The 15,030-nt window shown below is 65.6% G+C and carries 14 protein-coding genes and 1 pseudogene; 3 read left to right on the plus strand and 12 right to left on the minus strand.

Translation table 11 applies throughout. The features are described 5' to 3' along the window. Positions 1-102: 102 nt before the first annotated feature. The 7 genes from FJ951_RS16740 to FJ951_RS16770 all read right to left on the minus strand — a co-directional run bounded on the left by FJ951_RS16740 (position 103) and on the right by FJ951_RS16770 (position 7,894). Complete coding sequence (locus FJ951_RS16740) at positions 103-621, minus strand: AraC family transcriptional regulator (RefSeq protein ID WP_140500094.1); 519 nt, start codon at positions 619-621, stop codon at positions 103-105. Positions 622-795: 174 nt separating this feature from the next. Continuing rightward, on the minus strand, positions 796-1,905 hold the full coding sequence (locus FJ951_RS16745) for an AraC family transcriptional regulator (RefSeq protein WP_246671746.1): 1,110 nt from the start codon (positions 1,903-1,905) through the stop codon (positions 796-798). Positions 1,906-2,094: 189 nt separating this feature from the next. Beyond that, positions 2,095-2,295 carry a hypothetical protein gene (locus tag FJ951_RS16750; RefSeq protein ID WP_140500096.1) on the minus strand — a complete coding sequence of 67 codons (201 nt, stop codon included), beginning with the start codon at positions 2,293-2,295 and terminating at the stop codon, positions 2,095-2,097. A 187-nt stretch (positions 2,296-2,482) separates the two neighbouring features. Next, complete coding sequence (locus FJ951_RS16755; protein WP_140516063.1) at positions 2,483-3,574, minus strand: BsuBI/PstI family type II restriction endonuclease; 1,092 nt, start codon at positions 3,572-3,574, stop codon at positions 2,483-2,485. Next, on the minus strand, positions 3,571-5,343 hold the full coding sequence (locus FJ951_RS16760; RefSeq protein WP_246671741.1) for an N-6 DNA methylase: 1,773 nt from the start codon (positions 5,341-5,343) through the stop codon (positions 3,571-3,573). Before FJ951_RS16760 ends, FJ951_RS16755 begins: the two co-directional genes overlap by 4 nt. A 131-nt stretch (positions 5,344-5,474) precedes the next feature. Then, positions 5,475-6,998 (minus strand): ATP-binding protein, encoded by a 1,524-nt coding sequence (locus FJ951_RS16765; protein WP_140516067.1) that lies wholly within the window; start codon positions 6,996-6,998, stop codon positions 5,475-5,477. Between the two features lie 254 nt (positions 6,999-7,252). Beyond that, a complete protein-coding gene (locus FJ951_RS16770) occupies positions 7,253-7,894 on the minus strand; it encodes a glutathione S-transferase family protein (RefSeq protein ID WP_140516305.1) in 642 nt (213 codons plus the stop codon). A gap of 221 nt (positions 7,895-8,115) precedes the next feature. Between FJ951_RS16770 and FJ951_RS16775 the strand changes: the two genes are divergently transcribed. Next, positions 8,116-8,421, plus strand: coding sequence for a hypothetical protein (locus FJ951_RS16775; RefSeq protein ID WP_140500102.1), 306 nt, complete (start codon positions 8,116-8,118; stop codon positions 8,419-8,421). Positions 8,422-8,644: 223 nt separating this feature from the next. On the opposite strand, the gene FJ951_RS16780 is transcribed toward FJ951_RS16775, so the two are convergent. From FJ951_RS16780 to FJ951_RS16790, 3 genes are all read right to left on the minus strand, one after another. Continuing rightward, on the minus strand, positions 8,645-9,475 hold the full coding sequence (locus FJ951_RS16780; RefSeq protein WP_140516069.1) for an aldo/keto reductase: 831 nt from the start codon (positions 9,473-9,475) through the stop codon (positions 8,645-8,647). Positions 9,476-9,635: 160 nt separating this feature from the next. Beyond that, entirely contained in the window at positions 9,636-10,268 is a 633-nt protein-coding gene (locus FJ951_RS16785; RefSeq protein WP_140516071.1) for a PQQ-binding-like beta-propeller repeat protein, read from the minus strand. A gap of 35 nt (positions 10,269-10,303) precedes the next feature. Next, positions 10,304-11,524 (minus strand): helix-turn-helix domain-containing protein, encoded by a 1,221-nt coding sequence (locus FJ951_RS16790; RefSeq protein WP_140516073.1) that lies wholly within the window; start codon positions 11,522-11,524, stop codon positions 10,304-10,306. A gap of 107 nt (positions 11,525-11,631) precedes the next feature. Here FJ951_RS16790 and FJ951_RS16795 point away from each other — a divergent pair, with 107 nt between their 5' ends. Together FJ951_RS16795 and FJ951_RS16800 are read left to right on the plus strand one after the other, a co-directional pair. Then, the gene (locus tag FJ951_RS16795) at positions 11,632-12,384 is read left to right on the plus strand and encodes a DUF899 domain-containing protein (protein ID WP_140516075.1); all 753 of its coding nucleotides are present in this window, start codon (positions 11,632-11,634) and stop codon (positions 12,382-12,384) included. Positions 12,385-12,504: 120 nt separating this feature from the next. Beyond that, a pseudogene (locus FJ951_RS16800) lies at positions 12,505-12,759 on the plus strand (hypothetical protein); the annotation flags it as partial. A 312-nt stretch (positions 12,760-13,071) separates the two neighbouring features. Here the strand turns inward: FJ951_RS16800 and FJ951_RS16805 are convergent. Both FJ951_RS16805 and FJ951_RS16810 read right to left on the minus strand, forming a co-directional pair. Then, entirely contained in the window at positions 13,072-14,070 is a 999-nt protein-coding gene (locus tag FJ951_RS16805; protein WP_140516077.1) for a bestrophin family ion channel, read from the minus strand. Between the two features lie 57 nt (positions 14,071-14,127). Then, the gene (locus FJ951_RS16810) at positions 14,128-14,742 is read right to left on the minus strand and encodes a TetR/AcrR family transcriptional regulator (RefSeq protein ID WP_140500115.1); all 615 of its coding nucleotides are present in this window, start codon (positions 14,740-14,742) and stop codon (positions 14,128-14,130) included. Between the last annotated feature and the right edge of the window lie 288 nt (positions 14,743-15,030).

Consider the following 15,030-nt stretch of genomic DNA (forward strand, 5'->3'; position numbering starts at 1 on the left):
GTCTTGTGAGAAAAGATACGAGCATATACGCGGAGGTTAACGGCTCGTTACCTTAGCAACTGCTTTAAAATCAAGTAATCAAATAATGACGAGAGCGCGGCTTCATCTAATCTTTGCGTTAAACTTGCCCGCCCGCGCCTGCATCGGCGTCATCTGCCGGTATTTCTTCATCATGGTGGTGAAGTGGCTCTGGCTCGAAAACCCGCTGAGATGGGCGATGTCGGCGATGGTCATGCGGCTGTCGGCAAGAAGTCTTTCCGCGAAGTCCAGCCTGAGATCGAGAACATATTGATGCGGCGGCATGCCGAACGTCTTGGAGAAGGCGCGCACGAAGTGGTACGATGAAAATCCGCAGACGGCGGCCATTTCGGCAAGCGCCAGCTTGCGCGAGAAGTTCTCGTTCAGGAACTCCTGCACCTTGCGCGCACTGCGGACGGAAAGCCCGCCCTTCACGTTGAGCAGCGGCTGCCGGGCCGGATTGGCTCCGGATACCGATCCGGGGGGACCATCATCGCCCGGCATTTTTCGGCCTCCCGATATTTCCCAGATGAACTTCAACCCGAGGCCTCCCTCCCCGTTCCCCTGAAAAACAATTCGTGATTGATCGAAGCGGGCCCGCATCGCCAACCCCGCTCATGTGATCGATCCGGCCGGATGGCAAGCAATGCGCGAACTGAATGGCATTCCAAATGACTCCAGCAAAGCTTGGGGCACAGGTGGTGACGGACGTATTTTGAAAAACTCCGGAAGCCTTGTAGGAAATTCCGGTCTTGGATCGCTGGCCGGCAGCTGTTGCTACTTTGCCATGGTCGGGCTTTCAATTCCTGCGGAAAGCGTCACCAGCCCGCCTGGCGTCCTTCCCCTGTATCTCTTCATGGTCGCGGCCAGGTGGCTCTGATCCGAAAATCCGGCAAGGTAGGCGACTTCGGCAATCGGCAACTCTCCGCCGGCCAGCAGCTTTTCCGCGAGGTCGAGGCGCAGGTTGATCAGATACCGATGCGGCGGCATGCCGAATGTCCCGGCGAACCTTGCTATGAAATGATTTGGTGACACCCCCGCGACCGACGCGAGCTCGGCGACCATGACTTTCCGCACGAAGTTCTGGTCGAGATACTCTCGCACGCGTCGGGCGCCAACGGCGGAGAGCCCGCCTTTGGGCGACGCGGCCTGCCTCTTGCGACCCGTATAACCGCGCAGCAGATGCACCCCGAACACCGTCAGCAGCGAGTCCAGATAGAGCTCGTTCGGCGGCAGCCTGTCGGTCAGTTCGGCAGTGATCATCTGGGCTATGTTGAGCGCCCTCAGGTCAACCGTGCCGAACGCGGGCGGCTCGAGCTTGACGTCCGGGAGGTCGAACTCATGGGCCGCCAGTTCGGACAGCGCTTCGGGAGAGATCGAAACGACGGCGTTCTCCCTGGTCTGCGACCAGGCCAGCGTGCTGTCGACGCCCGCCGGATTGACGACGAGACAGCCGACCGGCGCATCGTACTGCGTGATCCTGTCACTGCCGAGCGAGGCTCTCAGCTTGCGTGCCGGCCTCAGCACAATCCCCGTGGAATGCTCCCTGGCCAGGAATTTCTGCGATCCCGGACTGCGGACGGAATAGATGACGCTTCCGCGGGCGGTGGCTCTTCTGGGACCAGCACTTTCCGGAATGATATCCAGGACGTATCGAGCTGTCCGCTCTTGATCGACGCCCTGGGAATCGCCGCTTTCCCGAGCCCCGCCCGCATGTTTCATACGTGTTGCCTCAGCCGGCTCACACCGCCGCTTGGTATCCCCTTCCCCTGACCCGGAATCAACGTAACGCACACGCCTCGAATTGAAAAGAACTTCCACGCGCAAAGAAAATTCTTTATTCGAGATAAGAAAGAAGAACTGATCGTCGAGGAAGTTCAGCAGCATTTCTGTCAATAGCTAAGAGCCTTGACGCATCTTCGCTTCCGGATTCGTCGGCCCGGGCGTAAGCCGGCAACGCATCGGTCACGAAGGAAGAGTTCACATGCGAGGCTGTGTCGGCCCCATGGTTCGACAGCGTTGTTCGGCATCAGTGGCACGCAACGGCGCGGCGCGGAGCCAGTCGTTCACGGCTGTCTATTGCGGGTCCCCGCGACCTTTTTCGTAGAGATCCCACGCGAGTTCCACAAAAGCCAGAAGCACATCATCCTTGTCCCAGCCGGCTGCGACAGCCGCCTCGACGATTTCGCCCACGAGAGGCAACAATTGGCGCTGGCAGGCGAGCGGGATGTCAGCCTCGGATTCATCCACTGGAGGTCCATCGAAGTTGAACTTCATCGTTTGGCGCTCCCCTCGCCATCAAACGAAATGCTACTCGTTCCCAACAAACGAAGTGCTATTCGCCAGACCTTATTCCTATACAATAACTCCAACATTAAACATAGCAGGCTAGGCCGCCAACGGAGCGCAACACCGGATAATCCGTGTATCGACCGGCTGTCCTAGTGACGCTGGGGAAGCGTTATTACATCACTGTCCAAGGCAAGCTGCCGAATGGACGCCCGTCGGCCGCGCCGTCATGAAGCACGAGGAGTTGGCCGGGTTCGGAGACGAACCAGGCGAACGAGCCCCAGGCAAGCTGCGCGACGGTCTTCTTGAAGCCGGCGGACTGGCGATCCTGATAGGCGGTCAGGAACGCGATCTGTTTTCGGTCGAAACCGGCCGCGTCCGTGACAGCATGGAGGGCATCGCGCCGGCGATCCGTGATCGCGCCATCGGTCGCCACCACTTCCACGAACAGGATCAACGGCTCCTTGCGGCCGAGATCGGCGAGGATGATGTCGGGCAAGTTCCTGTCGGCCTCGATCTTGAGGCCGATCGCACTGGCGATGGCGTCGTCGCGCAGGACCACCTTGTTGCCGCTCTCGCTCAGCCACAACATGGCAGGGGCGGCGAGAAACCGCTTGGCGAACACCTCGATGACGGCTTGCGCGATGACCGAACTCGGTCCCGGCGCCAAAAGCCTGGTGTCGCCGTTCGGAAACGTGACGCGGATGCCGGCGGTGTTGGCGACAGCGCCGGCGCGCATGATGGTCACGCGGGCCAGCGCGCCCTTGCTGAGATGCGTTTCCTGGAACTCCGCGATGGCGGTTTCCAGCGCCTCGCCTTCCAGCGCCGGGTCGAACAGGGCTGCAAACGCCGCCCTCAGCGCGTAGCGGGGCTGGCCCGAGGTCGTCGGCAGATCCTCGCGACGCAGCACGGCGCCGATCGCCACCAACCCGTCCCGCAGCGTCTCGTCGCGGATGGGCTCGCGCGTATTGTCCGCGTACCAGCGCGAGCCCGCGACGGCGCCGTTCTTGCGCAGGACGGTTGCGGCGTAGGCATCCCGATCTGCATCGTCCGCCAGCGCCGCCTGCTCGCGGGTCATGCGATAAACATGGACAGGGCCCAGGAACCGCCCCGAACCCTCGACGGCGCCGATGTAGAGAGCGGCGAACACGGTGCTGGCGGCAAGTTCGCGGATGCAATAGATGCGGTTCGGCGTGCCCTCCGGAAAGATCAGCGGCAAGCGCCCGGCGACAAGATCGCGCGTCGCATAGGGCGGCCGTGCCGTCATGCAGGCTCACCGTAGAGGCGGCTGCATTCCGCCTCGATTTTTTCGCGCGTCGCACCGGCTGCGACGAGCTTCGCCAACGTGCTGGTGCTCTTGGGCGGCGGCAGCGGCAGCGCTTCGAGCTCGAAGGCGGAAACGGCGACGCTGCCGCTGATGCAGCGGAAAAGATCATCGACGACACGGCTGTTCAAAAGCGCCGCCACGACCGCCGCCGGCACCTTCGTGCTGCCGGTCGCGCGGACCATGTTGAGATGGTTTTCGACGACGACGCCGCCATGCGCATCGATGAATTCCTGGCGAAGTTCGGCGGCAATCAGGCGCCGGGCCTGTTCCTTGGCGGTGGTGCGCTGGACGAGGATGCAGGGCGCCTCGACAAGCAGCCAGCCGTCGCCGGCCTCCAGCTTGAAGTAAGGGGCGTGGTTCTTCTTGCGCGCGCGATAGGCGAACTGGCCGTCGGCGGTCACGGCTTCGGCCCAGATCAACGGATGCACCCCCTTGCCGCCGGCGCGATCGCGCAATTGACCCTTGAAGCGGTTCCAGACCAGCGGGCCGGTCGAGACCCCATAGCCCCAGTCGACGAGGCGATGCGTCATCGTCTCGGCCCGGGCGATGAGCCGGCTGTGCTCCGGCGTGCGCGGCGCAAGCCAGGGCATGGCGCGGTCGGATGGCAAGCCAATCGTGCCGTTGCGGGCAATCCCGGCCTCGGTCTCGGAGGCGACGGTCAGGTAGTGGATCTGCGCGCGCCGCGGCTCGGCGCCGTTGACGTAGACGGCAAGCAGCGTCTCCTGCAGCACATCCTCGAAAACGCCGCGCCGCGCATGCACGAAGTCGATCGCGACGGGCGGCGCCTCCTTGGCCAGAAGGCTGCGCAGCGCCGAGTAGTATTGGCCGCCGAGAAAGCTTGTCGGCGTCAGGAAGGCGATGAGGCCGCCAGGCTTGGTCCAGCGCAGCGCGGCATCGGTGAAAACGCCGTAGAGATTGGCGTGCCCGTAGAGGCCGCGCGCATAGCGCTCGCGCAATTGCGACGGCAGCGAGACCCGCCCATAGGGCGGATTGCCGACGACGAGATCGAAGACGGGTTCCGGATCGGCTTCAAGCGTGTCGCAGGCCGTCACCATGGCCGGGGCGGCGCGCCCGGCCATGGTCGCGATATCGGCGAGCGCGATCTCCAGGGCGCCTTGCGCCAGCCGCGCCGCGAGAGGATCGAGCTCGAAACCGGCAAGCCTGGTGCCGACATGGCTGAGCGCGAAGGCGGGCTCGCAATCGCCGAGCGCGGCGATCATGCGGTGCGCGGCATGAAACAGAAACGTCCCACCGCCGGCGGCGGGATCGAGAACCCGCGCGCTGCGCCAGTCCAGGCCCTCTTCCTCGGCCTGGTCGAGCAGGCGGTTGACCAGCGCCGGCGGCGTGTAGAAGGCACCGCGCTCACCGCGCTCCCTGGTCGGCAGCAGGACCGGATAGAGGCTGGTGACGAGATGCAGCGCTTCGAGGATCGGCAGCCGCGCGGCGGTCTCTCCGATGCTGTGCGCAAGCGCGGAGGCCGGCTCGTCCAGCGCTTCCGTTTCGAAGGCGAGCGAGGGGCAGATCGCCGGAGAAATGCCGAGGGCCGCCGACAAGGCCTCCAGAGCGCGCCGGGTCAGCGAAACCGCATAGGTTTCGCGGTCGCATTCGTCGATCGTCTCGCACCATGCGCGTGCCAGAAGGCGGGCCTTCGACAGCTCCGCGCGCGCCGCTCGCAATGCATCAGCCACCGAGCGCAAGACGGCAGGCAATTTCGACCCGCGAATCTGTGAAATTTTTCCCATCGCCCTCGACCGTACCGCGCAAGACTCACCGATGCGATAGAGTATCACATGTTCTCGTTATGTTCCAGTGGACAACCGCAACCGTCCCGCCCACGCCATCACAGCGCCAGGCTGCCCTGCTCCGCCTCCTCGGCATTGGGATCGCCCGGCGCCGCATTGGGGTCGCCCGGCGCCGTCGCCCAGGCGAGTTCCACCAGCGTCACGGTGCGCCGGCCGGTGCCGTCGAGCTGGCACACGATCAGGCCCTGCTCCTCGATGTAGGTGAGCAGGCGCCGGGCGCGGCGCATGGAGTGCGAGCCATAGGCGCGGGCGATCGCGGCGTCGCTCGGGCAGGGCCAGCCTTCCTTTGCCGCGCGGGCGATCATCATGAACACGCCCTGCATGTCCTCGGGCAGCAGCGAGGCGCGCACGGAGACGTCGCGCCACGCATCGTCCTCGGCCATATCGGAACCCACGCCGGCGCGGGCGCGCGTCAGCATGCGGCGGAACTCCTGCAGATCGGGCACGACCGACGCCAGCCCCTCGATGCGGCAGCGCACCACGAACTCCTGGTAGAGCACGCCGATGACGCGGAAGCCCGCGTCGGGCTCCGCCAATATGGCGCGCAGGATGCGGTCCATCCGCTCGCGCCGCTCCGCCAGGTCCTCGGCGCTGGGCGCCGGCTCGGCCGGTTCGGGGCGGATCTCCAGCGCCGCGGACTTCGCCGCCATCAGCTGGTCGAGCAGGTCCGGCGATGTCACCCGCCGCTGCGGCCGCACGGCCTCCGGCGGCGGTGCCGCCAGGATGATCGCGCGGGCGTCCTCCAATGCCGCTTCCGGCAACGGCATCAGGCGCGGCGTGCCGTTGCGCGGGCTGGTATCCGTCGGGCCGATGCGCAGGCCGAGCGGGCGGCGCGACAATGCCGGGCCCAGCGCCATGAAATGCCCGCGCTCCAGGTCGCGAAAGGCCTCCGCCTGTCGCCGCTCCATGCCAAGCAGGTCTGCCGCGCGCGCCATGTCGATGTCGAGAAAGGTGCGGCCCATGAGGAAATTGGAAGCCTCCGCCGCGACATTCTTGGCAAGCTTGGCAAGGCGCTGCGTGGCGATGATGCCGGCAAGCCCGCGCTTGCGCCCGCGGCACATCAGATTGGTCATGGCGCCGAGCGAAAGCTTTCTCGCTTCGTCGGAAACCTCGCCGGCCACCGCCGGCGCGAAAAGCTGCGCCTCGTCCACCACCACCAGCATGGGATACCAATGGTCGCGCGCCACCTCGAACAGCCCGCCGAGGAAGGCGGCGGCGCGCCGCATCTGGTTCTCGGCGTCGAGCCCTTCGAGATTGAGCACCGTGGAGACGCGGTGGATGCGCGCCCGCTCGCCGGCGCTCTGCAACCCGCGCTCGGTATGTTCCTCGGCATCGATCACCAGATGGCCGAAGCGTTCGCCCAGCGACACGAAGTCGCCTTCGGGGTCGATGATGGTCTGCTGCACCCAGGGCGCGCTCTGCTCCAGCAGCCGGCGCAACAAATGAGATTTGCCGGAGCCCGAATTGCCCTGCACCAAAAGCCGCGTCGCCAGCAGTTCCTCAAGGTCCAGCGCCGCCGGCGCGCCGGCGGTCGTCTGTCCCATCTCGATCGCAACGGTCATGTCAGACTCAGCCGCTCCTTCGCAGAGGGACTTATCAATCCGATTGCAAAGCGTCGAGCGCCGATGGCCGCCGGTTGGGCGTTGCGCACAGTTGTGCGAATGCTGCCTGCCTGATGCGAACCTCGGACCGGCTGAACGATCGCATGACAAGCGCGCAATCGTTTCGGATGGATGTGAAAACAAGCAGTTGAAGCGGAATCGCGAATCAAATCCTGAAGCCTGGTCGGCCGCTCCCGCGTCGTCTCACGCGGGCATCACCGTCCGGGGACCGGCGCCAATGCGGGCGCGTCCAGCCCCTGGAACGGATCGCGCCAGGCCTCGATCTCTTCGAGCCGGCGATACCAGCGCTCGATCTCGGGATAGTCGCCGAGCGGCAAGCGGGCGGCGTCGTTGAAGGGCAGGAACGTCGCCATGCGGAAATCGGCATAGGAAACCGAAGTCCCGGCCAGCCATGGCCGCCGGCCAAGTGCCGCCTCGAGGATCGGCGCCGTCCTGTGGAACTGTTCCAGTCCCTCCGCGACCTTTTCCGCGTCGATCGGACCGATGCCATAGCGCTGCTTGGTGCCGCGCTCGAAATGCACGATGTCACAGGCCCTGACGAACTCTTCCTTGCCCCAGCTCAGCCAACGGATCATCTCGGGTTCGTCGTCGCCCGCGCGCCAGAAATCCGAACCCATGTCGCGCGAAAGCCGGCAGGCTATGGCGTCCGCTTCCCAGAGGCTCCCTCCAGGCCAGGCCAGCAAGGGCAGGGAAAGATTGGGATTGAGCGGACGGAACCGCTCCGCCTGGCCCGGCGCCATAGGCGAAGCGAATTCGAACGCGACCTTCGCCCCGAGGTGACGGGCCACCGCGACTCCCAGGCGCGGATTGGGGTTGCGGCTGAAGAACAGTTTCATCTCCGCGTCCGCCCCGTGCGGTTTCGGCCCGACCTTGTCACTCGCCATCGCCTCGCTCCTTGTTGCGGCATGCACGCCAAGGACGGATAGCGCCGATCGAATCCGACAATGCGGTCGCGACCGCAAGGACCGGTTTTGCGAAAAGTCCGGGTTGACCGCTTCCGGACGCGAGGCGACTATCCCTCTCGAAGCATGGCAATGGATCTCGAGGAGGATGAGCGATGGATGAGCCCGACCGCTGGCGCCACATGTCAAGCGCGCCCAAGGACGGCAGCCGGATCCTCGTCACGGTCCGGCCGTCCGAGCAGGGGCCGGCGGAAGTCGACCTCGCCTATTGGTCGGATGGCGACCAGTTCGGCGAAGAAGGCTGGCGCGCGTCGGACTCCTCGCCCGGCCGCATCGTCGAATATGCCGAGCCGGAGCTGAAATGCTGGATGCCGATGCCCTCGGCCAACCTCGCCCGCGCCTCCATGCCCTCGCCCTGGGAAGGCGACGACGCCCAGCAGCTGGACGGCTCGGGGATTTGAGGCACTGAAGCTGCTGATCTCCTGAGACGCCGGCGGGACAGCCCCCCTCTGCCCTGCCGGGCATCTCCCCCACAAGGGGGGAGATCGGCTGTCGCGAATGCTTTCGCCAATCTTCAACGTTGAAGAATGTAGCGCCGGAGCCAAAGCTGCCAATCTCCCCCCTCGTGGGGGAGATGTCCGGCAGGACAGAGGGGGGCGCCGTAGAGTAAAAACGTTGGTGGCCTCAAAACAAGAACGCCGCCGTCGCAGGGTTCGGCCCGACGCGGCCGTCGGTTGAATCCATGCCGCGGATGGCCTTCAGGTCCTGCGCGTCCAGTTCGAAATCGAAGACGTCGAAATTGGCTGATATGCGGTCCTGGTGAACCGATTTCGGGATGACGATCAGCCCTTCCTGGAGGTGCCAGCGGATCATCGTCTGCGCCGCGGACTTGCCGTGCTTTGCGGCGATGCCTGCTATGGTCGCGTCGCTGAGCAGCCTGCCGCTGCCGAGCGGGCTCCAGCTTTCGGTGTGGATGTTGTGCCGGGCATGGAACTCCCTGATCTCGCGCTGCTGGAAACGCGGATGCAGCTCGATCTGGTTGACGGCTGGCGTGACGCCGGTTTCGCCGATGATGCGCTCCAGGTGATCCCGGTTGAAATTCGACACGCCGACCGATTTGATCCGGCCGGCTTTCTGCAGCTCGACCAATGTCTGCCAGGCCTCGACATATTTGTCCTGGCTGGGCACCGGCCAGTGGATGAGGAACAGGTCGATCTGTTCGATACCGAGCTTGTCCATCGTATCGTCGAAGGCGCGCAATGCGGCATCGCGTTGGTGCGCGCCGTTGCGCAGCTTCGAGGTGATGAACAGCTCGCCCCTCGGCACGCCCGCGCCCCGGATCGCCTCCCCGACGCCCTTCTCGTTCTGGTAGCCTTCGGCGGTGTCGATCAGCCTATAGCCGGCCTTGATCCCCCAACCCACCACCTTGGCGGTGATAGCGGGATCGACTTGCCACACGCCAAGGCCGAGCCGGGGAATGGTCGAGCCGTCGTTCAACGAAATCTGTTCAGGCATGGTCTGGTCCTCTGCGAAGATGGTCCAGCCTATCTAGGCCCGGCATCGGGCAACGGCCAGCCGGCGGCGGACAAATTGCCGAATCTGTGATCGACACAGACGATGCTCCTGTCGCTTGTCCGCAGGCGTCGGCACGTGAGCTCACCGCAAAGATCAGCCCTCATTTCGGTCGGCGCACGGTCCTCACCACGCCGCCCGGGCCGCCGCCGCAGAAGAAGCGGTCGCCGCCGTCGGATTCGAGCCCCGACACGCCCTTGCCGGGCGGCATGTCGAGCCGTTCCAGCACGTCTCCGTTCTCCGGGTCGACGCGCCGCACATCGCTCTGGTCGCCTTCCCAGGTGCCGTGCCACAGCTCGCCATCGACCCAGGTCACGCCGGTGACGAAGCGGTTGGATTCGATGACGCGCAGGATCGCCCCGGTCTCAGGGTCGATCTGGTGGATCTTGCGCTGGCGGTTCTGCCCCACCCACAACGTGCCCTCGGCCCAGGTGAGGCCGGAATCGCCGCCGCCGCCGGGCGCCGGAATGGTGGACAGCACCGCGCCGGTGCCGGGATCGATCTTCTGGATCCGGTCCTTGGCGAGCTGGTAGAGGTACTGGCCATCATAGGCCGTCCCGGCATGCGCGGCGACATCGATCGAGCGCACCGCCTGCCCGCTCTCCGGGTCGAAGGCGGTGAGCCGCTTGCCCGAGGCAAACCAGACGTTCTGCCCATCGAAGCTCACCCCATGCACGCTGTCCACGCCCGCAAAGGGGCCGTATTCACGCAGGATTTCGGCCGCCGCATGTTTCATGTCTTCATCCTCACCCTTGATCGTGTGATCCATTCCTAGCCGTTCGGCAACGGCGCCGGGAGTAACAAGGTGGTCGTGAAACCCGCCACCGGCGGCGTCATCCAGCGGCGCGCCCGGCCGTGGCCGAACCATTGCACCTTGCCGGTCTCGGCAAGCTGCTCCAGCGCGCGCTGCACGCTGCGCTGGCTGGATGCGAGCGCCAGCGCCAGTGCCGAGCTCGACCAGGCTTCGCCGTCGGCGAGGAAGGCGAGCACTGCCGCATGCCGCTCCTCGAGAGGCCGCGCCAGCACCACCACTTCGCCGCCCCGTTTCGGCGCCAGCGAAAAACCGCGCTTCGTCGCCTGGATGTCGGCCAGCCCGCGCAGCTCGGCGCGCAGCCGGCCGATCTCGACCCGCAGCCGGGCGCGATGCGATTCATCGGCGTGCCTGCCGCCGAAGGCCCTGGCGATGAGCGCCGCACGCGGCATGTCGCCGGGCCAGGCCTCGGCCAACGCGCGCGCCAGCGCAAACAGCACCGGGCGCGTCGCCAGCGAGGCCAGCGCGCCCTGCCCGCGCACGACATGACGAAGAGCGTCGACCACCAGCGCTTCCGATGCCTGCAAGGTCTCGACTTCCTCGAGCAGCAGCGGATGCTCCTGGCCGTTCGCGATCAGCCGCGCCGCCGGCGTTGCCAGCACCCGGAACGCGCTGTCGACCTCGGCCATCAGTCCGGGAATGCCGGCCCGCCATGCGGCGTGGCGGGCCCGCTCGAGTGCCGCGCGCGCGGTCTTCGTCCTGAGGCGCCGCATGGCGATGCCGGCGACGACCAGCTCGTGCGCGGCCCGCGAAGCCGGCGGAAACGGCGTCGCATCGAGCCCGGCCAGCACCTGCTCGGCCTCGTCGAGACGGCCGATCAGCAACAGGAATCGCACTTCCAGGTGCCGCGCATGCGCGGCGTTCAGCCGGTCGCCTTGCTTTTCCAGCGTCGCCCGCGCCGCGTCGAGCGCCTTGGCCGGCCAGCCGAGGTCGCGCGAAACCAGCGCGATCTCGGCTTCGGCGATGACGCATCTGGCGCGCGCCACCGCTTCCCTCGGCCCGAAGGTGCGCCCCGCCCGCCGCAGCAGAGCCCTGGCCCGGTCGAGATCGCCGAGCTGCGCCATGGCGATGCCGCGCAGCGCCAGCGCCGGCGCGTCCTCGCGCAACGCCACGCGGTCGAGCGCGCCGAGCGGATCACCCGCCGCCAGCAACAGCCCCGCGGCCGTGATCAGCGAATCCATCAAAATCCCGCCACGGCGAATCCCGCCATACTTGTAACTCTCACCATCCCGCTGTCCGGCGCTATGTCAGTCCCGTCACATCAAACCGGAACAGCGAGGCAAAAGCCATGACCAAGCAAATGCACACACCGCCGATCGTTTCCCAGCAAGCATGGGAGGCGGCGCGCCAGCAGTTGCTCGTAAAGGAGAAGGCGACGCTCCGCGCCAAGGATGCGTTGGCCGCCGAGCGCCGCCGCATGCCGTGGATGGCCGTCGAGAAGGACTACACGTTCGAAGGACCCAACGGAAAGGCGAGCCTGCTTGACCTGTTCGAGGGCCGCCGCCAGTTGATCGTCTACCGCGCCTTCTTCGAGCCCGGTGTGTATGGCTGGCCCGATCACGCCTGCCGCGGCTGCTCGCTGGGCGCCGACCAGGTCTCTAACCTCGCCCATCTCAACGCCCGCGACACCACGCTGGCCTACGCTTCGCGCGCGCCGCAGGCCGACATTGCGCGGCTGAAGAAGCGGATGGGCTGGGCAATGCCCTGGTACACAATCACCGACAGCTTCGACAAAGACTTCGGCGTCGACGAATGGCACGGCCACAACATCTTCATCCGCGACAAGGACCGCATCTTCCGCACCTATCTGATCAACAACCGCGGCGACGAGGCGATGGGCACCGTCTGGAGTTACCTTGATGCCACGCCGCTCGGCCGCCAGGAGGTCTGGGAGGACTCGCCCGAAGGCTATCCGCAGACCCCGACCTACAAATGGTGGAACTGGAGCGACAACTACGACGCCGACACCGCGCCGGACAGGAAATGGGACGAAGTGTCTGCTGCCGGCGAGGCGGCGTTCCGCAACAAGGACGCCCAGTAGAGCCTGGCTAGAGCGCCGGCTCCACGCAAGCGCGGCCGGACGCTCTTCGCAAGGCGGCAGCTTTCCCAGAACCGCTGCAGCTTTCCGGGGTGGCGCCAATGCGCAACCGAGGAGAAAGACATGAGCGACCTCCATACAGGCGCCCGCCCCGGTCCCGATCAGGACGCGGCCCGCCTCGGCATCGCCGACTGGCTGGGCCTCGCCGCCGCGCCGACCTTCGCCCTGATGGCGCTGCTGGCCGGCATCTTCGGCGGCGATGCGGCGATGCTGTGCATGGGCACCTCTTCGCCGCTCACCGGCATGCCGGCCATGTACCTGCTGATGAGCGCCTTCCATCTGGCGCCTTGGCTGCGCGTGATTTCCAACAGGCAGGCGGGCCGGGAGAAAGCAAAGCGCTTGGAGAAAACTCTGCAAAAACAGAGCATTGCGCAAACCAGTTTGAATCGCCGATGCAACCCATCAAGGAGAAGAACCATGACACGGACGAGTGAGACGCACGGTCCCGACACACGGGAGCCGATCGAGGCGGAGCCGACACGGCGCGGCGACGAGCCGTCGCAACCCGCCAAGGGCTGCCCCTGGTGCACGCCCGAAAAGACCTGACGCTTCGACGGCGGAGCGGCGCGCCGCCCAGGCGCAATGAAGCCGGCCGTTCGCCCTGCTCATCGCCGCCAAGCGCGCTGGCGTTTACGTCGCGATGTCGTTGACAGGCAGCAATGGCGCGGGAAGGTCGACCTCGCCGAGCCCGGTCCGCATCTCGATCTCGATGTCGCGGCAGATCTGCGAAATCGGCACATCGTTGGCGTTGCCCTCGAAAGGGTTGGCGCTGCTCTCGCCGACCTGGTCGAGCGACATGTATGCCCAGCCCAGCAGCGTGCTGAACGGGATCGTCAGCCAGATCGCGATCGAGCCCAGCGCCCCGCCGAATTTGCCCATCTCGGCGAAGACCGGAACGACGCCGAACGGCAACAGCGTGCAGAAGATCATGACGAACATGGAACTGACGATGGCGTATTGGCGGGGATAGGGATTGTTCTTGATGCGGTCGCAGCGCGCCTGCTGGTCGTGGAAGTCGCGGATGAGTTTTGTCAGTTCGCCATAGATCTGCGGAGGAATTTTGGCGTCCTTGAACAAGCCGTTGACCTGCACCGATTGCATTTCGAGCAAGGCGATCGCCGGGCGGGGCGATTTCAGGACGCCCCCGGTCTGCTCGCCCAGCAACGGCCGCAATTCGTCGGCAATCGAGCCCGTATCCTCCTGGACATGGTAACGCCGCCGGTATTCGATATTGGCGGCCCGCGCCATGGATTCCCATGGCATCGGCCGCCGCAGCGCGAAACGCAGCGCCGTCATCCAGGCGATGTGGCGATAGATGAGTTGCTTCGCTGTCGGGGCGTCGGTGAAGTCCCTGCAGAAATTGGACCACAACCGGCTGCTGGCCGTGATTTGCGCAAACGCCTGCAGCGCTTCACCGCTGCGGGTAAACACCTGCGAATTCTTGAAGCCGGCCACCAGTGACACCGTGGTGCCGAGCACCAGCACGACAGACCACGGCACCGAGAACCCGGCAAGTCCGGGAAAACGGTAGGCGGCCACCGCCAGTCCGCTCACCACCACCATGTAGATGACGCTGCGCCGCGACCAGAGCGCGAAATCCATCACCTTGTAGGAACGGCCCACATACATAAGATGCCCCCAAATCGCGGACGTGCCCGCTAGCCGCAGGCCAGTCTCCAGTCGCCCTCACCTAGCCTTGGCGGCGCCGAACCGCAATCCGTCCATCAGCAGCCGGACCAGCCGGCGCGAGCGATCGCGCCAATCCGGGGTGTCGGGCGCCGAATAGATGCCGCCCAGCGCGTGCAGCACGTCGGACGCGTCGACATCGCCACGGATGGTGCCCTCGGCCACCGCCGCCTCGACCAATTGCCGCAACGCCGCCGAGACCCGACCCGACGTGTCGGAATAGAGATTGGCATTCGCCGTCAACAGGATGCGCAGGCTGGTCGCAAGCCCTCGCTTGGTGGCGATATAGTCGACGAAGCGCCGCATCCATTCTTCCAGCGCCACGTCAGACGGATGCTTTGCCGCCAGTTCGCCGGCGGCCGCGCACAGCCCCTCCACCTCGCGGCGGTAGACCACCTCGACCAGGTGCTCGCGTGTCGGGAAATGCCGGTAGAGCGTGCCGATGCCGACGCCCGCGCGGCGCGCGATCTCCTCCAGCGAGGCGTCGATCCCGCGCTCGGCGAAGACCGAGGCCGCCACCTCGACCAGCCGGTCGCGGTTGCGCTGCGCGTCGGCGCGCAGCGGCTTGGCCTCTGCTGTCTTCTGGTCGGGGATGGCGGACGGCTCTGCGGCCAATTTTTTCTCCACTGTCGAAATATGGGGCTTGAACCCCATCGGGTCAGCCCCCACGTAATAAACGGAGGCGCCTCCGCTTTAGTGGAGCACCTTTATCATATAATCAGGGGAACCGGTATGTCACGTGCTGAAAGCTTGCAAGCCAAAGCCGATTTCCGTCAGGGACTGGTGAAGGCGCCGAAGAGCGTAATCTCCCCCCTTGCGGGGGGAGATCGGCCAAGCTGACCACATTGCGCCTTGCCCTTCCCCGCCCCGACACCACTTCATTTCCCTCAGCGTCAAGCAACT

It is taken from the genome of Mesorhizobium sp. B2-2-3 (assembly GCF_006442405.1).
Classification (GTDB): domain Bacteria; phylum Pseudomonadota; class Alphaproteobacteria; order Rhizobiales; family Rhizobiaceae; genus Mesorhizobium.